The organism is Campylobacter concisus, assembly GCF_003048615.2.
Classification (GTDB): Bacteria; Campylobacterota; Campylobacteria; order Campylobacterales; family Campylobacteraceae; genus Campylobacter_A; species Campylobacter_A concisus_C.
Genome location: NZ_CP049263.1, coordinates 714481 through 737053, shown reverse-complemented (window position 1 = coordinate 737053; position 22573 = coordinate 714481). Strand labels below are relative to the sequence as shown.

General features: G+C 39.4%; 23 protein-coding genes and 2 pseudogenes. 5 read left to right on the top strand and 20 right to left on the bottom strand.

The genetic code is table 11. The features are described 5' to 3' along the window. Positions 1-5 precede the first annotated feature (5 nt). The 5 genes from CVS89_RS03745 to CVS89_RS03725 are packed head-to-tail and all read right to left on the bottom strand — an operon-like array spanning position 6 to position 3052. Positions 6-347 (bottom strand): hypothetical protein, encoded by a 342-nt coding sequence (locus tag CVS89_RS03745; RefSeq protein ID WP_196088154.1) that lies wholly within the window; start codon positions 345-347, stop codon positions 6-8. 50 nt (positions 348-397) lie between these two features. Beyond that, entirely contained in the window at positions 398-829 is a 432-nt protein-coding gene (locus CVS89_RS03740; RefSeq protein WP_107847739.1) for a peptide deformylase, read from the bottom strand. A gap of 9 nt (positions 830-838) precedes the next feature. Then, positions 839-1852 carry an alanine racemase gene (locus CVS89_RS03735; protein ID WP_107847738.1) on the bottom strand — a complete coding sequence of 338 codons (1014 nt, stop codon included), beginning with the start codon at positions 1850-1852 and terminating at the stop codon, positions 839-841. After that, a complete protein-coding gene (cmeU, locus tag CVS89_RS03730) occupies positions 1845-2084 on the bottom strand; it encodes a CmeU family protein (protein ID WP_009294264.1) in 240 nt (79 codons plus the stop codon). The genes CVS89_RS03735 and cmeU overlap by 8 nt, the downstream gene beginning before the upstream one ends. 2 nt (positions 2085-2086) lie before the next feature. Then, entirely contained in the window at positions 2087-3052 is a 966-nt protein-coding gene (locus CVS89_RS03725; protein WP_107847737.1) for a L,D-transpeptidase family protein, read from the bottom strand. A gap of 136 nt (positions 3053-3188) precedes the next feature. Between CVS89_RS03725 and CVS89_RS03720 the strand changes: the two genes are divergently transcribed. From CVS89_RS03720 to CVS89_RS10285, 5 genes and pseudogenes are all read left to right on the top strand, one after another. Beyond that, positions 3189-3611 carry a copper chaperone PCu(A)C gene (locus tag CVS89_RS03720; RefSeq protein ID WP_107847736.1) on the top strand — a complete coding sequence of 141 codons (423 nt, stop codon included), beginning with the start codon at positions 3189-3191 and terminating at the stop codon, positions 3609-3611. Next, positions 3611-4075: a hypothetical protein gene (locus CVS89_RS03715; RefSeq protein ID WP_103611157.1), complete on the top strand. Its 465-nt coding sequence runs from the start codon at positions 3611-3613 to the stop codon at positions 4073-4075. Before CVS89_RS03720 ends, CVS89_RS03715 begins: the two co-directional genes overlap by 1 nt. A 9-nt stretch (positions 4076-4084) precedes the next feature. Beyond that, positions 4085-4627: an SCO family protein gene (locus CVS89_RS03710; RefSeq protein ID WP_107847735.1), complete on the top strand. Its 543-nt coding sequence runs from the start codon at positions 4085-4087 to the stop codon at positions 4625-4627. 138 nt (positions 4628-4765) lie between these two features. Continuing rightward, positions 4766-5404 (top strand): annotated as a pseudogene (locus tag CVS89_RS10290) (cache domain-containing protein); the annotation flags it as partial. Between the two features lie 117 nt (positions 5405-5521). Beyond that, on the top strand, positions 5522-6685 hold the full coding sequence (locus CVS89_RS10285; RefSeq protein ID WP_430393991.1) for a methyl-accepting chemotaxis protein: 1164 nt from the start codon (positions 5522-5524) through the stop codon (positions 6683-6685). A 311-nt stretch (positions 6686-6996) separates the two neighbouring features. On the opposite strand, the gene CVS89_RS03700 is transcribed toward CVS89_RS10285, so the two are convergent. The 15 genes and pseudogenes from CVS89_RS03700 to CVS89_RS03635 form a co-directional block, all read right to left on the bottom strand. Then, positions 6997-7338, bottom strand: a complete 342-nt coding sequence (locus CVS89_RS03700) for a chaperone NapD (RefSeq protein ID WP_002939660.1) — start codon at positions 7336-7338, stop codon at positions 6997-6999. Beyond that, on the bottom strand, positions 7335-8270 hold the full coding sequence (locus CVS89_RS03695; protein ID WP_107848234.1) for a WD40 repeat domain-containing protein: 936 nt from the start codon (positions 8268-8270) through the stop codon (positions 7335-7337). The genes CVS89_RS03700 and CVS89_RS03695 overlap by 4 nt, the downstream gene beginning before the upstream one ends. Continuing rightward, positions 8267-8734, bottom strand: a complete 468-nt coding sequence (locus CVS89_RS03690; protein WP_107848233.1) for a 4Fe-4S ferredoxin — start codon at positions 8732-8734, stop codon at positions 8267-8269. Before CVS89_RS03690 ends, CVS89_RS03695 begins: the two co-directional genes overlap by 4 nt. Beyond that, complete coding sequence (locus CVS89_RS03685; RefSeq protein WP_012001478.1) at positions 8734-9261, bottom strand: nitrate reductase cytochrome c-type subunit; 528 nt, start codon at positions 9259-9261, stop codon at positions 8734-8736. Before CVS89_RS03685 ends, CVS89_RS03690 begins: the two co-directional genes overlap by 1 nt. Then, entirely contained in the window at positions 9258-10049 is a 792-nt protein-coding gene (napH, locus tag CVS89_RS03680; protein WP_107848232.1) for a quinol dehydrogenase ferredoxin subunit NapH, read from the bottom strand. The genes CVS89_RS03685 and napH overlap by 4 nt, the downstream gene beginning before the upstream one ends. Further along, positions 10046-10804, bottom strand: coding sequence for a ferredoxin-type protein NapG (gene napG, locus CVS89_RS03675; protein WP_035143078.1), 759 nt, complete (start codon positions 10802-10804; stop codon positions 10046-10048). The genes napH and napG overlap by 4 nt, the downstream gene beginning before the upstream one ends. Before the next feature lie 11 nt (positions 10805-10815). Then, positions 10816-13596, bottom strand: a complete 2781-nt coding sequence (gene napA, locus CVS89_RS03670; RefSeq protein ID WP_107848231.1) for a nitrate reductase catalytic subunit NapA — start codon at positions 13594-13596, stop codon at positions 10816-10818. 402 nt (positions 13597-13998) lie between these two features. Continuing rightward, a complete protein-coding gene (locus CVS89_RS10280) occupies positions 13999-14589 on the bottom strand; it encodes a methyl-accepting chemotaxis protein (protein ID WP_233091269.1) in 591 nt (196 codons plus the stop codon). A 579-nt stretch (positions 14590-15168) separates the two neighbouring features. Then, positions 15169-15831 (bottom strand): annotated as a pseudogene (locus CVS89_RS10275) (nitrate- and nitrite sensing domain-containing protein); the annotation flags it as partial. Between the two features lie 426 nt (positions 15832-16257). Beyond that, complete coding sequence (locus tag CVS89_RS03660) at positions 16258-18825, bottom strand: molybdopterin-dependent oxidoreductase (RefSeq protein ID WP_107848229.1); 2568 nt, start codon at positions 18823-18825, stop codon at positions 16258-16260. Between the two features lie 9 nt (positions 18826-18834). Further along, complete coding sequence (locus CVS89_RS03655) at positions 18835-19410, bottom strand: cytochrome C (RefSeq protein ID WP_107848228.1); 576 nt, start codon at positions 19408-19410, stop codon at positions 18835-18837. 97 nt (positions 19411-19507) lie between these two features. Next, positions 19508-19930, bottom strand: a complete 423-nt coding sequence (locus CVS89_RS03650) for an EamA family transporter (RefSeq protein ID WP_107848227.1) — start codon at positions 19928-19930, stop codon at positions 19508-19510. A 51-nt stretch (positions 19931-19981) separates the two neighbouring features. After that, positions 19982-20905, bottom strand: a complete 924-nt coding sequence (locus tag CVS89_RS03645; RefSeq protein WP_107848226.1) for a Dyp-type peroxidase — start codon at positions 20903-20905, stop codon at positions 19982-19984. A gap of 23 nt (positions 20906-20928) precedes the next feature. Continuing rightward, entirely contained in the window at positions 20929-21624 is a 696-nt protein-coding gene (locus CVS89_RS03640) for a DUF4230 domain-containing protein (RefSeq protein WP_087582318.1), read from the bottom strand. Positions 21625-21681: 57 nt separating this feature from the next. Next, on the bottom strand, positions 21682-22515 hold the full coding sequence (locus CVS89_RS03635) for an MBL fold metallo-hydrolase (protein ID WP_107848225.1): 834 nt from the start codon (positions 22513-22515) through the stop codon (positions 21682-21684). Between the last annotated feature and the right edge of the window lie 58 nt (positions 22516-22573).

The following is a 22573-nucleotide window of genomic DNA, read 5'->3' as shown; positions in this document are numbered from 1 at the left end:
GCATATCACTGTAATATCCTACAGTCACGATCTTCTATGGTGTATTCAAAGATTAGTTCGCCGTTTTCTGAGTAGAAAATTTCATCCAAACTAACGCCGATGCTTAGCATATTTAAAATTTCTTTGTCCTTGCAAGCGGTTCTTAAATTCTCTTTTTTTATAGCCTCGATAAATTCCAAAAGCTCTTTTTCTTCAAGCCTTTTGATCTCTTGCTTTCTTGAGTGTTTAACGGCGTATCTGTAGATGAGCGTGTCGCCAACGTTTAAGATATCGTTAAGCGTTAGCGTCGGCGTGCAGATAAATGGGAGCTTTTTTTTGTAGTATGTTGCGTGACTTTTCGCTGCCATATCTGGCGTAAGAGCCAGAGCAAGCGAGCAAAAAACCAGAGCAAAAATGGCTACTCGCAACTACTCTTATCCAGCTTCAAATCAAAAAGATGTCTGCCCTCAAAGCCGTAGCTACCACTTAGCGTGATGCCGCGATTTAGCGCAGCTCTTGTCATGCCTGAGTTGCAAAGCGCCTCTTTTCCGTTTTGATAAAATTCATCTTTTAAAGCCGAAATTTGAGCCTTGTTATAGCCTTTTAGTTTCTTTGTCTTGGTCTCATTTAAGACAAACTCGCCATGTATGTTTAGCCCGTCACTGCTTACATCTTTTAGCGTGATCATCTCATCGACCCTGCTTGGTAAATTTGGCTTTGCAGTTTGGACGACAAAGGCTGGGATCTGCTTTGTATCAAGCTGATTTAGTATCTGCTCATAAACTTTAAACTCACTCTCTTGCACACCAAAAGCAAGGCTTGCAAGAGCTAATAAAACGATCTTTTTCACATATTACCTTTATATAAATTTTCTAGTGATATTTGGCGAGAGTTTGACCAAGATGTCGTAGTTTATCGTGCCAAAAAAGTTAGCCCAGACATTTGCGTCCTCAAAAACACAGACCCACTCGCCACTATCTTTGCAGCTAAAGCTATCCATCGAAATTTTGCCAAGTATCAGCTCGCCGCTTGCAAGCCTTAGCTCGCCCTCTCCACTATATCTTAGCAGTCCGTCGCCATATCCAAGGTCGTAAGTAGCGACGTTTATATCATCTTTTGCTATAAATTTAGCACCATATCCCACGCTTTGACCACTTTTTAAAACGCGTCTGCTAACGCGCTTTGCCCAAAGTGAAAGCACTGGCTTTAGCTCCAATGAGCCGTTAAACTGAGCATATCCATACTGAGCGATGCCCACGCGCACCATCTCATCTTCAACCGCGCTAGCTCTTTCAAGGGCGGCTGAGTTGTGAGAGTGAAAGATCGGTTTTTTTATACCAAACTCATCGCAAAGAGCTAAAATTTTCTCTTTTGCGGCGTTAAAGTTTTCTCTTTGCACGAAATAATCAGCATTTAGCTCATCACTTGCGCGAAAGTGAGTATAAGCACCAAGAAGCTCTAAATTTCTTCTGGCTAAAATTTCAAATGCATAATCAAGCTCGCTTATATCAAGCCCATTTCTATGCATGCCAGTGTCGATGGCGAGGTTGATTTTTGTATTTTCTTTTATCTTTAAAAGCGCGTCTATGTCGTTTATAGCGTAGATAAATTTAGCGCTCTCATCGCCTGTTGGGATGTGTGAGAGGATCAAGATATTTTCAAAGATATCAGCGATCTCATTTGCTTCAAATTCGCTCTTTACAGCGCAGTTTTTTATGCCAAATTTCTTAGCCTCGCTAGCTATGAGCCTTGCGCCGTGTCCATAAGCGTTATCTTTTAGCACGACGATCACTTTTTCTTTTCCGCCAGCCTTATCACAAATTTTAGTTAGATTGTGGATGTAAGCTGCTTTGTTTAAGCGTATCTCAGACATTGAAATTCACATCATAAGCTTTATAAACGTCAGGCAAGAGCTTTCTTACGTTGTAGTCAAATGCATAAAATTTAGCGTAAATTTCTTTTAGATCAGCCTCTTTGACCTTGCTAAAGTCAAAGACGTCAGTGCCATTTTTCTTTGGTACTTGGCGGTCTAGCTCAGCAAAAAATGCAGACCTCGCCTCTAAAATTTTCTCTATCTTCTCTTTTACTTCTTGAGATTTTTCCACTTCTACTCCTCTATAAAAATTTTCATCTCATCGCCATAAAGCTTGACATAAAGGGTCTTTTGACCTGCAAATTTATGCGTATCAGCAGCATAATCCTCATAAAAACTCACGCGAAAGAGCTTGTCGTTTTTAAGGTTTGGATAAGGCGTGATGAGAAAATTTGAAAATGCGATATGTTTTTTCTCTTTTTTAGAAAAGATCGCTCGTTTCATATTTTTAAAATTTTCTAAGCTCATACCGTCATATCGCTCAAAGTCTTTATCATAAAATTTCAAATAGCTATCAATGTCACTCTCGCTCCAAGTCTTCTTCCAGTTAAGAATTCCAGAGATGATCACCGCTATGTCGTTCACGCTTGCTTCTGGGCGCTTGTCCTCGTAGATAAATGCGAGCGTTCTTTTGTGGTCTATAACTTCGTCAAATTTCATCAAGATGTCATTTTGCATAGCCACGCAGCCTTTTGTCTTTAGCTCATCTGTCCTTTGACCATCGAGTGGATAGCCATGTATCCAGATGCCGCTGCCATTACGTTTTGCAAGTTTATCAAGTAAATTTGGATATGAAAGAGAAAAAGCAAGTGGGCCAAGATATCTGTCATTTGGCGTAAATCTACGTGTGAGCTGATAGACACCAACTGGCGTTTTTAGGTCGCCCTCAAGCAGTTTGTCGCCGTTTTTGCCAACGATGACGCTTGAGTTAAAGAGTTTTTTTGTAACTCCGTCTTTATAAGAGATGACCTCAAGCTCTTTGTCAGTCTTATCAACCACGCTTAGAAGTATCTCGTTGTCGTAATATCCGTATCTAACGTCCTTGTCTTTGAGCTTGTTTAGCCAGTAGTCCTTACTTAAAATGTTCTTCTCAATGGCTTCTATGACAGCAGATGGGCCATTTTTTAAGTAAATTTCTTCGTAATTTTGGGCAAAAAGACAAGGCGCTAACGCGATGAAGAAAAATAGTATCTTTTTCAAGTGAAGTGTCCCAAAAAGTAAAATTTAGTGCGTAATTATAACCTAAAAAATTTCAATTTTTAAATTTTAAAGGGAATTTTAGTTTCTTTATATGTATAATCTGAAAACCATTATTAATTTACCATAAAGGAAAAATATGAAAAAACTTGTTTTTGGTGCATTGCTTGCGGCTTCTACACTAATGGCAGCTGACATCAGCCTAGAAAATGTCAGAGCAAGAGACACAAAGCCTGGCACAAACAACAGCGCTATTTTCATGAATATCAAAAATGCTTCAAATACCGATGTAAAGCTAGTTGGCGTTCATTCAAGTGTTTGTAAAAGCACTGAAATTCACACTCACAAGATGGAAAATGGCATGATGGCTATGGTTCAAGTTGAGGACGCTGTTATCCCAAAAAATGGTGAGACAAAGCTAGCGCCTGGCGGTCTTCACATCATGCTTATGGATCTAAACAAACCCGTAAAAGATGGCGACAAGGTTGATCTGGAGCTTAAATTTAGCAATGGCGAGAGCATCAAACTTGATAATATCGGAGTAACTAAAAACTTTAAATAATGAAAAAAATTCTAATCATTTTTTCACTCATATTTATCGTAGCAGGCGCTTTTTGGATAGGTCATAAATTTATGGTCAGCAAAGAGGATCCGCCTGAATTTGCCGATGTAAATACATCGCTTGATCCTCTAAAATGTGATCTAAACAAAGATGCTTGCGAGGTGAAATTTAATGGCGTTAAGCTAAAGATAGACATCTCGCCAAGACCGATCTTTGCGATGAGGCCGTTTAGCTTTAAGATCATTAATGGCAAAAATTTAGGGCTAAAAGATCCAAACCTTGTAATCGATGGCATAAACATGAACATGGGTTCTATAAAGGCAAGGCTTGATCAAAGAGGCGATAATCTAATAGCACAAGTCGTGCTAAGTGCTTGCGTGGTCGATCTTATGAGGTATAGATTTAAGCTGCTTGATGGCGAAAAAGAGACTGGATTTTTTGTCGATCTTGATCTAAAAATGTAAGGGCAAATGATGAAAAAGACACTTTGGGGCTTAATAATAATCTTAATATGCGCAGGTCTTGCGATGCTTTTTATAAAGCCTAACAAGTATGATTTTAAGGCGCTTTCAGAGCATGGCGAAGTGAGCCTTAAAAACTATAACGGCAAGTATAAAGCGATATATTTTGGTTATCTTTACTGCCCCGATGTCTGCCCTACTACGCTCTCTCTTGTGGGTGATGAGCTAAATAAACTAAAAAGAGACGACTTTGAGCTACTTTTCATCACTCTTGATCCTGATCGTGACACGCCTGAAAATTTAACCCTAATGGCAAAAAATTTCTACAAAGATGCAGACGGACTAAAGATGAATGATCTACCAAAAGTCGCTAAAAACTACGGCGTAAAATACCAAAAAGTGCATCTTAAAAACTCTGCTATGGGCTACTCTGTCGCTCACAGCTCCGCTATCTATCTGCTAGATAAAGAGGGAAATTTTTACAGTGAAATTTCAAATTTAACTAGTGAAAATATCAGAGAAAATCTTTTAAATTTGATAAAAGAGCGACCTTAAATTTAGACAAAAAATTACATTTTTCCGCTAAAAATATCTCAAAAGCTATATAGCTCTTTTTAAACTAGCCGATATAGACAACATAAAATCATATGTAAAGGAATTCGTGTGAAGTCAATCACCAATAAAATAGCGCTAATGTTAATAGTTGCTCTATGTATTTCGTTTGTGGCTATGTCAGCCGCTAGTTACTACACCGCTCAGAACAAGACAACCGAGCTAGTCACACAAGCTCAGCGCCAAATTCTAAAAGATGTTAAAAATGCAATGGATATATTTTTTAATAACAATCTTCATATCGTGGATAGTATGTCTTCTATCCTGTCTAAGCTAGATGAAAACCGCAACGGTATCGACGCCATCTTAGCTCAAGGCAAATCGATGTCAAATAAAGAAGTTGGACTTGTTTATGCTGGCTATAATGACGGTGCGATGTACCGCTCAAATGGCAAAAACGAAACCCCAAAAGATGGCTATGATCCAAGGGCTAGAGACTGGTATAAACTAGCTAAAGAAAAAAATGGCATTACCTTTACTGATCCGTATATATCTTCTTCTTTAAAACAAATGGTAATAAGCTTCGTTGCTCCTATAAAAGATGCCGGCGTTGCAGCTACAAATGTTAGTATCGAAGAGCTAAGCAAAGAGATCATGAGTATCAGCAAGACTGATTATAGCTATGCTTTTGTTGCAGATAAAGATGGTAAGATCATCATCCACCCTGATAAAAATATAATAAATACAGCCCCTGAACTAACCAAAAAGTTAATCGAGCGATACAAAGCAAAGGATTTTGACGAGAATGGTCTTATACTATATAAAAATTTAAAAGGTGAAGACTTATATGCTGACTTTATAGAGCTAAATGATCGTGGCTGGCTGGCTATATCTGCTATGCAAAAAGATGTATTTACCACAAATACTATGCCCCTCCTAAAGATCCAGCTAATCCTAGCAGTGCTATTTATCGTTATCCTCTCAGCATTTGTCTATTTCTTACTTAAAAAGTCTCTTAACCCTATAAAAACTATCCAGTCTAAGCTTGATGATCTATTTAGATTTGTAACTTACGAAGCAAAAGCACCAAGCAAGCTAGAGGTAAGATCAAATGATGAATTTGGTGAGATGAGTAAAGCTATAAATGAAAACATCGATAAAGTCGTAGCTGGTATCAAAAAAGATAGCACTATGATAGATGAGCTAAATAAGGTAGCAAATTTAATGATCAAAGGCAACCTTGGAGCAAAGATAGGCTCAACTCCAAACAACCCATCGCTAAATGAGCTAAAAGAGCTACTAAATAAATTCTTTACATCTATCTCAGCAAATTTAAAGGGCATAACAAACGTTCTTAGCTCATATACTAAAAATGACTTTACGGCAAAGGTTGAGATAAATGATGAGCTAGAGGCCGATCTAAAGGCTATGATACTTGGAGTATCTAATATGGGTGAAGTAATTTGCTCTATGCTAAACTCAAATTTAAATGATGCCAAGATGCTTGAAGAAAAGGCTACAACCTTGGCTTCAGCTATGAAAGAGCTTACACAAGGTGCTAGCACTCAAGCAAGCTCACTTCAAGAATCAGCAGCTGCAGTTGAGCAAATGTCTAGCTCAATGAATGCCATCTCTCAAAAGACAGCTGATGTCATAAGACAAAGTGATGAGATCAAAAACATTATAACTATCATTAGAGATATAGCAGATCAAACAAACCTTCTAGCTCTTAATGCTGCAATTGAAGCTGCACGTGCAGGAGAACACGGCAGAGGATTTGCCGTCGTGGCTGATGAAGTTAGAAAACTAGCTGAACGTACTCAAAAATCTCTTGGTGAGATAGAAGCAAATACAAATGTCCTAGCTCAATCAATAAATGAGATGAGTGAATCAATCAAAGAGCAAAGTGAAGGCATCAATATGATAAATCAATCAGTTGCTCAAATAGATCACTTAACAAAAGAAAATGTTGTAATTGCTAATAGAGCTAATGAAGTAACAAGCGATGTTGATAACATGGCTAAGACAATAGTAAGTGAAGTAAGAAAGAATAAATTTTAATCAAACTACTTCATAAATCTTCATAAATTTCAACCTGGTTTAGACTGGGTTGGAATTTGTATATTTTTAAATTCTAAGTCTTAAATTTAATCTTTGTGCTTATCTATAAATTTCAAATTTAATACTCAAGAATTATCTATTAAATTTTAAAATTTTATGAGCGAGTAATTTCGGCTCTAAAATTTGAGCTAAGCTGCAAGCGAAGCCAAATTTTAGTAGTCAATTCTTAGGAGTGAATGAAAGTTTAAAATTTGCAAATATAGTTTGATTAAATTTTTAAATTTCTTTTTTATTCAAAATGGAGTTAAATTTCATCTCACCTTATAATGCACGCTACCACCATATGCGATATCTTCGGCTTTTACGTCATCGCTTGTTAAAATTTCACTTATCTTGCCGTTTGCTTCAAGCCTCTCTCTATTCTCTTGAGCGTCTTCTTGATAGCTATAAACCATCGCAACGCTTACCACGCCGCTAATGCCCTCTATCATCTTAAAAACTCTGATCTCATCTTCAATACTCTCTGAGCTAACGACCACCACGATCCTATCTTCTGCGTCAGTGATGATCTCGCACTCTTTTAGCTTGCTTATCTCGCCTTTTACGCTCTCATTTTTATTATCTGTATAGACTATCAGGCTTGAAATATTCATCTAACTCTCCAAAATAAAATTTTCTTCTCATAAGCAGAGGTTACGACCTCGTTGTCGCTTATGAAAACTATGCTATTTATCGTGCTTTGACCTGTTTTTAGCATCGCGATCTTATCCAAAGTGACGCTATCAACCAAATTTACATCGCTCATCTCATCGCTCATATAAGCTGCGATCTTGCCGTCACTACTAAGCCCCACGCCATAAACCAAAAAGCCAGTATTTATCTTTTTTAGCGTCCCAGCTGAGAAGATGCCAGCGATCCTGTCGGTGCCTCCGCTGATCATGACGCCATTTTTATAGGCGATGTCGTAGATATTATCAGTGTGGATATCTAAAATTTTGTCCATCTTTTTAGTATGAACGTTGTAAAAATAGACCTTGCCACTCTCACAAGCGATCGCTAATGTGCCTCTATCTTCGCTTATCTCCATGTCTGAGAGCATTGCGATAGAGATCTTAAAACTATCATAAATTTCGCCACTTTTTAGGTTTAAAAAGTAAATTTCATTGCTGATTGAGGCAAGTGCTATATGCTCATCATCTAAAAATAGTGCCTTTTTTGTCGCTTGATTAGCCATTTTTATGCTTCTCATCTGCCCATTTTCTCTTATATAAAGCACCTTTGTAGCGTAGTCGCCCTCGCTTAGGATGAGTATCTTGCCATTTAGTTCATCGACATTTAAAATTTTTGGCCTTTCATGGTCGCTAACGTAGGTTTTTATATCATCCATTTTGATGATCTCATCAAATTTAGACTCTTTTGGATCGTAAATTTCAACCGTGCCACCATCAGTTGCGATAAAAAGTTTGCCATTTATCAGCGTGGTGCCAAGCACATTTGCACTAGCTTCTATCTCTTTAATAGGTGTTGTGATCTCATTTGCAAAGACAAGATTTAACAAGCAAAAAAGAAAAAATAAAACTCTCATAAAGCCTCCATCTCAAGCGAATTTTTAAAACAAACATCAAAGCACTCGCCGCAGCTGACGCAATTTTGATTGATTATAGGGCGAAAAACACCAAGAAACTCAACTGCTTTAAATTTACAAGCATCAAGACAGTTGTAGCAAATCGTGTCATTCCACGCTAGGCAGCTAGCGACGTTGATGCTAACTTTAGCGTTTATGCTCTTTGGTGAGTTTAAGCTTAGTGTCACGTGAGCGCTACTTTGACAAGCTTTCGCACACTCTTCGCAAAAGTCGCAGCCTAGCTTTTTAACTTTAAAAACAACTCTTTCATTTTCAAGGCTAAGAAGCTCTTTTTCACAGGCACTTACGCAGCTAGCATCGCATCCTGCGCAGTCAAATTCGCCACTAAAAAATGGTGGATCTATAAATTTGGGAGCAGGTTTTGCCCCCAAAATTTTACTAATTAGCTCTCGCCTGCTTTGCATTACTTAACGCCGTCATTTAAAACGTCTAGTAAATTTGACTTATGTGAGCCGTTTTTATCTCTAAAGTCAGGCTTAAATTTATTGCCAACAAGCTGAGTTACGCCATTTTGTTGCTCGACGTGGCAAGTTGTGCAGTTATATCTCTCATCATCAAGCTTGCCTGCAAGATCTTTTTTGTTTCTGATGTCATAAAGGTGAGAAGCAGGGATCGGAGTTGCTCCGCTATCTTTTGCAAACTCAGGCATGTGGCAGGTTACGCACATATTTGAATCTTTTGTGATAGGCACCAAACCCTCAGTGTCGTGTGGGATAAATGGAGGTGCATTTTCAAAAGATCTATCAAATCTCTTTGCCATACCTGCTGGCTCTTTTGTATAGTTGATGTCTTTTAAAACAACGTCTTTATCATCTAACAAATCAACATTTCTAAGGCCGATTTGCGAATCACTAATGCTTGGATTATTCAATGCACATGCCGCTAAAAAGGCAGCGCATAGTGCTCCAAGCGCCATTATTTTCATTTTCATTTTTCTCTCCTTAAATTTCTAATACTAAAATTTAACGCCCCGTCGCCGCAAACGTCGATGCATCTACCGCAGCTTATGCACTCGCTTGAACTAACCGCGCGGCTCTCTTTACCGATCATATCTAGCACTTGCACCTCTGGGCAGACGAGCTTGCACTTCATGCACTTTGTGCAGGCATTTGCGTCGTGCTTTACTCTGATGAGTGCAAATTTTGATATCACCGCGTAAAATGCACCAAGTGGGCAGACATGTGAGCAAATTCCGCGCTTTAGCACGAACATATCAAAGGCAACTATGCCAAGGGCGATACCAATGGCGCTAACTGAGCCGTAGATGATGCCACGCTGTATGATACCAACAAAGCTAATGCTCTCAAAAGCTGGCATTGACAGAGCAAGGCTTAAGATAAGAGCAAGCGCTAGCAAGTAGTAGCGCAAATTTTTACTTACGTTTAAAATTTTCTCACCCTTAAAGCCAAATTTCTCTCTTAGCTTGTAAGCAATGTCGGTTAGTAAATTTACTGGGCAAACCCACGAGCAAAATGCCCTAGGAGCGATGAGCGCGTAGAATGCAAAGACGATGATCGCGCCAATTATTGCATTTATGCCTACGCTAAAGCCTGCTAGTAAAATTTGAAGCACCGCAAATGGATCGCTTAGTGGAATTTGTCCAAAAAGCAAAGATGAGCTTAAATTTCCGCTAAGTATCTTAACTCCATAAACATTTCCTAGGATAAATAGCACTAGGATAGAAATTTGAGTTATTCGTCTTAAGATTAAAAATTTCATAGCTCACCACCATTTAGATAGTCAGTCGCCTTTTTGATGTCGAGCTTTATCTTGCTGTCGGCATCATCCACGCGCCTTTCATCTTCTTTTATCCAGCCTTTGACGTAGTTATCGCCAACTTTGCCAAGCACAACTTCGCGGTTTAGCACGGTAATGGCTGCTTTTTCGGTGATACAGGCTCGCTCGCACACGCCGCATCCTGTGCAGATATCGCTATCAACTACTGGGAGTAAAAACGCATGCTTTTGCGTCCTTTCGTTGCGGCGATACTCAAGATACAAGGCCTTATCTATGAGCGGACAGGATCTGTAGCAAGCATCGCACTGTATGCCCCAGTATGCCACGCAGTTTTTCATATCGACCACTGCAACGCCCATTTTGGCTTTATTTATGTCTAGTTTGCCAGCTGTGCTTACTAAATTTGCATCCAGCGCACCAGTCGGACAGGCTGGCACGCAAGGGATATGCTCGCACATATGACAAGGAATTTTTCTAGGCTCAAAATAAGGCGTACCGACACTTATACCATCTTCAAGAGTAGCGAGTTTTAGCGTATCAAATGGACAGGCCTCTACACAAAGCCCGCATCTAATACAGCTCTTTAAAAACTGCTTCTCCGCTTTCGCACCAGGCGGTCTAAGAAGTACAAGCGGTGAGGCTTTGGCACTAAGTGACCATATAAAGCCTCCGCCAAGAGCTAAGATCGCCGCCTTAGCTCCAAATTTCAAAGCTTCACGCCTACTTGAAAATTCCATATCAGCCACTTTTATGCCTTGTAAATTTTAACCGCGCACTTTTTATAGTCTGTCTCTTTTGAGATCGGGCAAGTAGCGTCAAGGCAGACTTTATTTATAAATACGTTTTCGTCAAAGAAAGGCACATAAACAAGACCTACTGGCGGCTTATTTCTACCTTTTAGATCTACTCTTGCTTTTACCTTGCCGCGGCGTGACTCGACCCAAACGATCTCATTTTGAAGCACGCCAAGTTTTTTAGCGTCATCTTCATGCATGTAGCAAAGTGCCTCTGGGACGGCTCTATAAAGCTCAGGAACACGCATAGTCATCGTACCTGTATGCCAGTGCTCTAGGACACGGCCAGTACATAGCCAGAATGGATAATCTTTGCTTGGCATCTCGCATGGATCCATGTAAGGGCGGAAGAAAATTTTTGCTTTGTTTGCAAGAGGAGTTTTCTCTTGATTTTTTACGCCTTTTAGATCGCCTGTTGGAAGGGCTGCGTTTTTGTTGCCGTAGAATGCAAATTTATCATTTGGAGCAGCTTTTTTAGCGTATGGGTCAAATTTGGTGTTAAATCTCCACTGAGTCTCTTTACCATCGACAACTGGCCATCTAAGACCTCTTACTCTGTGGTAAGTGTCAAAGTCAGCTAGGTCGTGACCGTGTCCAACGCCAAATTTTCTATACTCTTCCCAAAGATATTTGTGGATGAAAAATCCATATCCTTTAAATTCTTTACCATCAGAGCCGATAACTTTTCTGCTGTCGCCAAAGACTTCTGTATTGTCATAGTTTTCCATGATCGGATCGTTTGCGCTAAATTTCTTAGCATCTTCATTTGCAAAAAGCACGTCAAATAGCGTATCTTCTTCACTATATCCCATAGCTTTTGCAGCTTCAAGCACGCTTGGAAGTGTCACTTTGTCATTTAGTTTTTTCTCGCCCCAAACGTCTTTTAGCTTAAAGCGCTTACTAAACTCAAGCATCTGCCAGATATCAGGCATCGCTTCGCCAACAGGGAGCACTTGCTGTCTCCAGTGCTGCGTCCTTCTCTCGGCATTACCGTATGCGCCCCATTTTTCGTAAATCATCGCAGTTGGGAGAATAAGGTCAGCTACTTTTGCAGAAATTCCTGGATAAGGGTCACTTACGACGATGAAGTTGTCCATTTCGCGAGCTGCTTTGATCCAGTGGTTTGCGTTTGCAGTGTTTTGCCATGGGTTATTTACTTGAACCCAGATAAATTTAACCTTGCCATCTTCAAGATCACGCATCATCTTTACGTAGTGTGAGCCTGGTACAGCATTTAGCGTGCCAGCAGGTAGTTTCCAAAGTTTTTCAGTGATCTCTCTGTGTTTTGGATTGCCGACAACCATATCAGCTGGTAAGCGGTGAACGAATGTTCCAACCTCTCTTGCAGTTCCGCACGCACTTGGTTGGCCAGTTAGAGAAAAGGCGCCTGAGCCTGGGAGTGCTTGCTTGCCGAGCAAGAAATGCACCATATAAGCTTGCTCATTTACCCATGTGCCGCGTTGGTGTTGGTTAAAGCCCATAGTCCAGAAGCTAACGACTTTGCGGTTTTTCTCGATGTAAAGATCAGCAAGTGCTTTTAGTTTTTTCTTAAATTCATTGATATCTTCGTTTGAATCGCCCTTTGCTACCTTAGCTGTAAAGTCAAGTGTGTAAGGTGCAAGAGCTTTTTTAAACTCTTCAAATGTTATTTGCCAGTGATCGCCAGCTTTTGCAGCGTTTTTATTTTCAAGTGTATCACCAGCTTTTAAACCAAGATAAGAAAGCGTAACACCCTCAGCCTCGCTTAACACCTTTGACTTCTCAGTCGCAGCTGTGTCTAGCTCGCTTGGAGCATATTTTTTGTGATGGATGTCTGGGCGAAGACCATATCCGATATCAACTGGGCCAGCTGTGAAGACGCAGTGTTTTTTAACAAATTCTTCATCGATCATCTCAGGGTGGTTATAGACTATCTCACGAGCGATGTAGTTCCATATAGCAAGGTCAGATGACGGAGCAAAAATGATCTCGATATCGGCTAAATTTGATGTTCTAGTTGAGTAGGTGCTTAAATTTACTACCTTTACTCTATCAGGATCACTAAGCTTTCTATCGCTCACGCGCGCCCAAAGGATCGGGTGCATCTCAGCCATATTTGCGCCCCAAGCTATGACAGTATCTGTTAGCTCGATGTCATCAAAGCAGCCTGATGGCTCATCAATACCAAAAACTTGCATAAAGCCAAGAACCGCACTTGCCATACAGTGTCTTGCGTTTGGATCGATGCTGTTGCTTCTAAAGCCACCTTTCATAAGCTTAACTGCTGCGTAGCCCTCTGGGATTGTGTATTGACCAGAGCCAAGCACGCCAACGCCGTGAGGTCCAAGCTCATCATAAGTCTTTCTAAACTGAGCTTCCATCACGTCAAACGCTTGTTTCCAGCTTACTTGCTTAAATTTACCTTTTTTGTCAAATTCGCCCTTTTCATTTACACGTAAAAGTGGATGAGTGATCCTATCTTCGCCGTACATGATCTTAGCGTTAAAGTAGCCTTTGATACAGTTTAGACCGCGGTTTACTGGTGCTTCTGGATCGCCTTTTACAGCTACTATCTTGCCCTCTTTTGTAGCAACCATGATGCCACATCCAGTTCCACAAAATCTACAGGCAGCCTTATCCCAACGCCAGCCTTTTTCAGCTTCGTTTGCCGCACTTAGCGAGCTTGGCACAGCGATACCGGCACTAGCACAAGCAGCACTAGCTGCAGCACTTTTGATGAAATCTCGTCGATTCATTTTTTCTCCTTAAAAGATTTAAACAAATTTAAGAAATATTACTCTCATTAAACTTATTTACCCCTGATTTACATAGATAAAATTTTTAATAAACTTAAAACATAAAATTACATATTAGTTTAAGAAAATTTATATAAATAGCCCTTGATAAAAGAGATGATACGATAGTTTAAAGCAATTTTTTTGCATATTTATTGGGATTTTACAAGTAAATCTTAAAAAAATAAATTATAAATTTATTTAAATAGTTGAGTAGAAAAGTAACACATGTAATAGGATAGAAATTATGTTTTATTTAGTAAATGAAGTAAATTTTATTAAATATCTTAATTATTTTTATAAATTAAATTTAAAGTCTCCCTCAAGCATAAACTTGAGGGATTGGTTATTCAAAAAAAGTGATTAAAATTTATTCTTTCTTACTTCACTTACTATTGTCTTAGCCATGTTATCAACCTCTGATGTGACTTCGTTTGCTTGATTAGCTATGGATACATTTTCTTTTGTTAAGTGATCTATTTGAGCAACTGATTGATTGATCATATTAATTCCATCAGTTTGCTCTCTTATAGACTCACTCATCTCATTTATTGATTGAGCAAGTACGTTTGCATTTGCTTCTATCTCACCTAGAGATTTTTGAGTACGTTCAGCTAGTTTTCTAACTTCATCAGCAACAACTGCAAAGCCACGTCCATGTTCTCCTGCACGTGCTGCTTCAATAGCAGCATTAAGAGCAAGTAAATTTGTTTGATCTGCTATATCTCTTATTATTACGATGATATTTTTTATCTCTTCAGATTGTCTTGTTACATCTTCTGCTTTTTGACTTATTGCATTCATTGAGCTAGACATTTGCTCTACTGCAGCAGCTGATTCTTGCAAGCTATTTGCTTGGATGCTAGCTGAGTTAGCTACTTGTGAGACTGAGTCAGACAAAAGTTTTGCTTTTTCTTCAAGTATTTGTGCTTTATTTAGATTGTCATTTAGCATTTTAGATATCTCTATGCCTAGAGAGTTTATACCACTTGCTATCTTACCTTCATCATCAAGTCTTTTTGTAAAGTCTTGGTTTTTATAAGTGTTTAGTAGATCAAGAACATCTTTGCCGTTACTTGAGATTGCATTTTTAAGAGCAAGTTGTAGATCTTTAAATGTGCTTTTTAGTTGATTTAGAGCTGGGTTATTAGTATCTGCTTCTAAGCTTGCTTCATAGTTGCCATCTTTTATCTCATTTACAAAGGTGTTGGCTTTTTGGATGAAAGCATTTTCATTTTCTTTAGCTGTTCTAATCTTTTCAATATTTTCATCTATTAAAGCTGCCATCTGAGAAATTTCATCTTTACCTTTAATGTTTAAAAGATGCGCACTATTTGTCTTATTATTTAAAAAGTCAAAGAAATCTTTTAATGAATTTTTAGTTAGGTCAATGCCTCTTATTATATTTTTACCAACAACAAATGATATAACAAGCAAAATCAAAATAGCAATGCCAAGCAAAATACCGACAAATACGGCTCTTTGTTCAGCTGCTGTTTTATCTTGTATAGCTGTGGCTTTCATATTATTTAACAAATAAAGTTCATAATCTCTAAATTCATCTATAAGTGTAGTAATAGTACCAAACCAAGCTTTTGCATCTATCTTTGCAACAGTTTCGTCTTTATTTGCAATAGCACTACTGATTATGTCATCAATGCTTTTATATTCATTTGTATCAAGCACACTCTCTTTAAATTTCGGATAAGACTTAGGATTAAATTTCTCGAAATCATTTATCAAGTTAGAGATTATTGCATGATATGAAACTAAATTTACATAAGCATTTTCATTCATGCTTTTTTTGATAAACACTACATTCATCATGGCTCTTGTGATACCAAAATACTCTTTTATTTTTGAAATAGTCAAAATTCTTGTTAATTCATCTTTTAGATCGGGTTGTGCTTGTTCACTTTGAGCATTTGCATTTATAAGTGTAAGTGCAATAACTTCATTGAAATTTTTAAGTAATGAAGCATCACCACCAGCATCTATTTTTGATCTTGTATCAACTACTTTTTGCATTACCTCATCTTTGTTGATAAGCCTAGGCATAATAGCATCAACTTTTTCTCTTTGAGTTTTTAAAACATCAGCTGAACCTGGTGCTTTGCTAATGAATCCTCCACTATATCCACGCTCCTTTTGAAGTTCATGTATAAACTCTCCTTGTAGAGTAATATTCTCAACCATTTCAACACTTTTTGAAGCTGCATTTCTAGTGTTTAAAAGTCCATTTAGAATATATACACTTGCAACTACTAAAAAAACTAAACCTAAAAAAGATATCAAAGATATCTTAAATTTTATACTTAACCTGTTCATCCCTTAAATTTGTCCCTTCCTGCTGTTTTTAATTTTTGTATAAATTTTGCAAATTAGATCAGTAAAATTACCGACATAATGTTTTTGAAATATGGTCTTGATTTTGAATAATTAGCTCGACAACCTTGTCTTTTAAATAGTTGTAGTTTGCCTTGTACCTCATCTCAACACTCCTTGTGAAATAAAATTTACGGAATTATAGGACTTCAAATATAAATTTAAGCTTTTTGTAAATAGAAAATTTACTTTAGAATTTTAAGTATGAAAGCAGGAGATCACTCCCCTGCTTTGAAATTATTTAGAAAATTTTGGCTCAGAAAACGCTGTAAGTTTTGGTGCTTCATCACCTTGATATTTTCTGATATTTACAAGAGCTGTATGGCTGATGTTGCCGTTTGCTAGCTTACTTGTTGGGATATCTATGGTTAGCACGTTTGCAGAGCCGTTTTTGCAGATGCCGCTGTCAAAGCCGTCATACCAAGCGCCCTCAGCTAGTTTTACAACGCCCTCTTTTATGTTTTTAGTCACATAAGCACCTGCCAAAACCTCGCCACGAGCGTTAAATACACACACCAAATCGCCTGTTTTTACGCCAAGCTCTTTTGCATCATTTTCGTTTATCCACACTGGCTCGCGGTTAGCGATAGCATACTTCTCACGAAGTGAAGTTTGGCTTAGCTGTGAGTGCAAGCGGTCAGTTGGGTGAGCGCTTATCATGTGGTATTTTGCAGGTTTATCTTTCATGCCTAGCCACTCGATCGGCTCAAACCAAGTTGGGTGCGCTTTGCAGTCATCATAGCCCATTTTCTCGATCGTATCTGAGTAAATTTCGATAAGACCGCTAGGCGTTCCAAGAGCGTTTAGCACAGGATCTTCTCTAAACTCACCAAGTCTTACCCAACTATCACTATCTTGAGATGAGGCAAATGTGACTGGTTTGTTTTCACTCCAAAACTCTTCAAATGGCTTCATGTCGCTTGCAAGCTCAGGGACTGCCTTTACTTGAGCGTAGGCTGCGTCATAGTACTCTTTGATCCAGTCAAACTCGTCTTTGCCGTTATCTGTGTAGGCAACGACTAAATTTTTAGCATAAGCCTTGCAAAGGTCAGTGAAAATTTGATAGTCATCTTTTGCTTCGCGGTATTTTTCAACGACTTGCTTCATTGGTACGATGTTCATGTTTGAGTAGTCCCCAGTCATCGTGATGTCGTTTCTCTCATACTCTGTTGTGACTGGAAAGACGATATCAGCCATCTTTGCTGTCGGTGTCCAGTAAGCTTCGTGAACGACAACGGTTCTTGGCTTTCTCCACGCTTTTAAATTTGTATTAGTATCTTGGTGGTGAACAAGTGGGTTGCCGCCGACCCAGTAGATAAAGTCGATGTCTGGATAGGTGATCTTTTTGCCGTCGTGATCGATCACTTTGCCAGGGTGAAGCAACGCATCAGCGATACGAGCTACTGGGAAAGCGTAGTTGGTTGCTTTTTGTAGCCAGCTTTGACCTGTGCCTGCTACTGCGGCTGCTTTTGCGACGAAGCGACCGTGTTTGTCGAACTCGCCTGTATCGGTGCCGATAAACTCGCCTTTTTCGTTAAATTTACCCACACTTGCGCTATTTACACCGCCGATGACTGCGCCTTTGCATGTTGGTGCGCCGCCGTTTGAGTAGTGGTAGCTTAAGCCAAAGCCTCCGCCTGGTATGCCTATCTGACCGATCATAGCAGCAAGTGTTACCATCGCCCAGTGTGGTTGCTCGCCGTGGTGAGCGCGCTGCATACCCCAACCACTCATTAGCATCGTGCGGTTGCTTACAAATGTATCAGCTAGCTCTTTTAAAGTATCTTTGTCGATACCACAAATTTTGCTCGCCCACTCTAAATTTTTAGGAGTGTTGTCTGTCTTGCCTAGTAGATATGGGAGGAATTTATCAAAGCCATAAGTGTAGTTTTCGATAAATTCTTTATCGTATTTGCCGCTTTCATATAGGTAGTGCATCATGCCTAGCATCATCGCTGTGTCGGTGTTTGGCACTGGAGCGATCCACTGAGCTTTGTCGAAGTATTGCGCTGTTTCAGACCTGATAGGATCGATCACGATTACTTTGATATCTTTTTTGTTTTTTAGCTCTTCAAAGTATTTAAAGCCTTGCTCATCAGTCGCTGTCCAAGCTATGCGAAGTGTCGCAAGTGGGTTTGCGCCCCAGATGACTACGACTTTTGAGTTTTCTAGCACGACTGGCCAGCTAGTTTGCTGCTCATAAACCTCGATACTACCTACAACGTGAGGCATGATGATCTGACTAGCGCCTGTTGAGTAGTCGCCTAGCGAGCCAACAAAGCCGCCACTAAGGTTCATAAATCTATGAAGTAAAATTATTGAGTTATGCACATTGCCGCTTGATTTCCAGCCGTAGCTACCTGCAAAAACGCTCTCTAAACCTTTTTGAGCTCTTGTTTTTTTAAGCTCCTTAGCAACTAGTTTGATCGCTTCTTCGTAAGGCACTTCGACCCACTCATCGATGCCGCGAAGCTCTGGTTTTGGGCTATCTGGGTTTTGCAAGTAGCTCTTTCTTACCATTGTGTGCTTGATACGACTTTTATAGATCATATCTGGTGTGTAGTGTTGAAGTGGGTTGTAAATTTCACTTGTCTTTTGGATAGGCTCTGACTTTACAGCGATGCCGTTTTTAGTTGTAACTTTTAGCATGCCCCAGTGAGCAGCTGTAAGAGTTTCGCCATTTTTTACAACGCCCTTTTTAACCTCATCAGCAAACAAATTTGAAGCTGTTACGCCTGAAAGCAAAGGTGTAGCTGCAATCGCTGTTGCACCTTTTTTTAGAAAATCTCGTCTGTTCTCGTTCATTTTTTCTCCTTATTTGCCTAAATTTACGTCAGATGAGTGTTTTTGTAGGTACTCGATAACTAGCCACTCGTCTTTTTTCTCTATTGCGGTTCTGCCGATCATTGATTTTAGAAGTGACGGCCATTGATTTGCGTTAAAGTGCGTAGTTTGAGGCAACGCATGGCAAACGCCACAGCTCTCTTTATACATCTTATCAGCTTTTGCAAACATCGCATTTACATCAGTGCTAAAGCCATCTTTTTGAACAAAAACTGTGGTTTCTACCTCGTTCCATTTGCCGTTTTTGCCCTCTTTTGTCACTTTGATATCAAAAGGTGCAGTTTTTGCAAATGCTACTGAGATGATCCTCGCGCCATCAGCAAAATAAACTACGTTGCTAACGGCTGGGTTTTGATAGCCTTTTACTTTGATCTGCGCTCTGTCGCCGCTAGTTTGTAAAATTTCAACTGCGTTGGTTGGTAGCAGCCTGCCTATGCTCTTAGCTGAGTTTGCGTCAGCATATACGTCCTTTACGACATCTGTGTAGTTCATGCCTGCACCAAATGCAGCACAAGCCACAATGGCTGATAGAATAATTTTTTTCATATTTCTCACTTCAAAATGAAATTGTCAAATTCTAGAGGCTTTTTGATTAATTACAAATTAAAATTAAAAATATACTTTAAGAATAACGCAGAAAAATTTATTTAAAAATGAGTAGAAACACGCCAGATACGATAAGGCAAACGGCTAAAATTTCTTTTAAATTTAGCCTCTCACCAAGAAATATGACAGCCAAAATGATAGCCAGCACAACACTAAATTTATCAACCAGTGCTACCTGATAGACCTTGCCTGCTTGCATCGCTTTAAAATACATAAGCCATGAAAGCCCAGTCGCCATGCCACTTAGTATAAGAAAGAGCCAGTTTTTGAGACTTAGCGAGCTTAGCGGTTGCCATTTTTTAGCCACACTTAAAAGCAAAACAAGCATCAAAATGACAACGACCGTTCTTATAAATGTCGCAAAATCGCTGTCGATGTCCTTTACGCCTAGCTTTGCAAAGATCGCTGTAAGTGCAGCAAAAACAGCCGAAAGAGCTGCGTAGATAAACCACTCTGGCATCTTTATCCTTATAAATTTAAAGGGGCAAATTTGCTTCGCCCCAAGCTAAATTTATCCCTCGTAGTCACCAAGCATATCAAGCGTAGGAGCAAAATATAAAGCCCCAGTTACTGGCGTACTAAAGTCAAGTAGTCTATCTGAGTTGCCTTTTGGCTCGCCGATAAACATCTTTTTAAGCATAAGCTCAACCGTTGAAAATGTGCTTGCATAAGCGATGAAATAAGTGCCTGTTTTGCTGCCTTCAGTAAATGGCATATTGCCGCGCACGACCTTTTTATCGTCGCCGACATTTGCAGCAGCTGAGTGTGAATTTGTAGGTTTTACGCTCTCGTCCATCTCGATGTCATACTCTTTTGAGCGGCCTATAACCTTTTCTTGCTCGCTTACGCTTGTGGCGTTCCACTCTTTCATTTTGTGGAAGTATTTTTGGACAAAAACGTAGCTACCACCTTTAAATTTAGCGTCCTCTTTGCCGACTTTTGCAAAAAGGTCTCTATCTTCGCCATCAGGGTTTTCAGTGCCATCTACAAAGCCGATGATAGCCCTGCCGTCGTGGTACTTAAAGCCTTGAGTCTCATCTGTAAGCTCTGCAAATTTAAACAAAACTTCTTTGATATTTTGCGCCATGTCAAAGCAGTCAGCCGCATTTAGCGCGCGGATGTGGATGTGGATATCGCCCTTTGTGCTAACAGCCTCGTGTTTGTCGCCTTTGATCGCTTTAAAATTTACAAGCTCTTTTGGTAATTCTTTTGAAATTCCAAGCTTTTTCCAAGCATCATGACCCACGCCAAGGACGCAATTTACATTTTCATTTGCGCCAAATCTAACTTTAGCAGTTTTGTTTAAATTTACAACCAAAGCACAAAGCTTAGCAAAGCCCTCTTTACATGCCTTTTTGTCGCCTTTTAAAACCCATGTTTGAAAGACTGTGTTGTTGCCAGGTGCTTGTGTGACCTCTTGTGAATTTACACTCATTTTTTCTCCTTTAAATTTTGTTTTTATGCGATATTTTCTAAATTTAGTTGCTCGTTGATCTGCTCGTCGCTATCGTCAAAGACAAACTCGACCTTGTTTGCGCCAAAGCTCTTAGCTATCGCTTCAAGCGTGTCGCGAGCTGATTTGTGGATTTTACTTTGAAGCTGCGAGATAAGGCGAACGCTCATCTTTTTAACCTCGTTTCTAGCCTCTTCTATTAGCCTATTTTTATCTTCTTCTGTAAAAGTGCTACCAAAAAAGCCATTTAGCGAGTCAGGCAGCAAAAATGGTATAAATTTGCCATTTTTCTCGTCATAAAATTTCATATCTGCGATTGAAAATTTATACTTACATGGAGGCATTTTTATCTTGTAGCTAGAGTTTGCGATCTGCATGATCTCAAGTCTAGGGCTGGTTAGATCGTAGATGAAATTTATCTCAAATTCAAATATCATCGAAAGCTTCTTCTCGCTTACTAGCCACCTTAGATACTCTTTGCCAAAATTTCCAAACGCATGATCTGTCTTTGTGACGATCTCTTTGCTATAGACCTGAAAGACAGATAGCTCACCGATGCTTTTAAGCTGCGAAATTTCAGTGCTGACTGAGACATTTTCGCTATCGTCTTTTGCCTTTTTTAGCGCCTTGTTTGACCTATAAAATGCAAATGCCAAAATAGCTAGCAAGATAGCTAATATCAAATTTGCGTATTCGCTCATATTTTCTCCTTTAAAGCCCGCATTTTATCCTAAATTTGTAAAGCAAAAGAAATTTACTCACTCAGGCAAGGTGATGGGGCTATTATAAGGCATGTGAGCTCCCACTATCTTTGTAGTCTCGTCCTCCAAGCCATCAAGCACCTTTTCTCTCGTTTTAGCAGCTTGCACTGGATCTATATCATAAGTGATAGATATGCTTGGCTCGACCTCTTGCACTGCTAGGACGTGAAGAAGGTCGGCTATAAAGATGATCTTGTCGTTATCTGACTCAAAGCTTATCATGTTGTGCCCTGGAGTGTGGCCGTAGGCTGGGATAGCCATGATCTTTAGCGCCCCGTCAAATAGCGGCTTTTTATGATCAAAAAAGCTCTTATCATCCTTATAAAGCGATAAAATTTCTTTTATCCTCTCATCTTTGCCCTTCATCCAGTAGTCCCACTCCTTTTCATCTATAAGAAGCTTGGCGTTTTTAAATGTCTTTTTGCCTCCATCTATGAGCCCACCTATGTGATCAGGATGAGCGTGCGTGATGATGACGTAGGTTAGGTCCTCTGGCTTTATATTGCCAAAAGTTTGCAGATCATACTTTAAATTTTTCAAGCTATCTTCATAGCCGCTATCTATGAGTGCCGTATAGTCCTCGCACTTTGCAAACATTACGTTGTGTTTGTTTGGTAAATTTTTAGTATTTGCCACAAGCTCTTTTTGCGCCTCATCTTTGGCTATTAGCTTATCTACTGGCGCGTCAGTCGTCTTTAGTGAAAATACATAAAGCTTGCATCCGCCCATAGCTCCTATCCATACTTGATCATTTTGTTTGCCAACCACCTCATCATCGGCACAAAAAGCTAAAGTGCAAAACAACGCAAGGCTTAATAAACTCTTTTTCATATCTCATCCTTGAATAAATTTGCGAAATTTTAGTCCTGTAAATTTAATGAAAAATAAT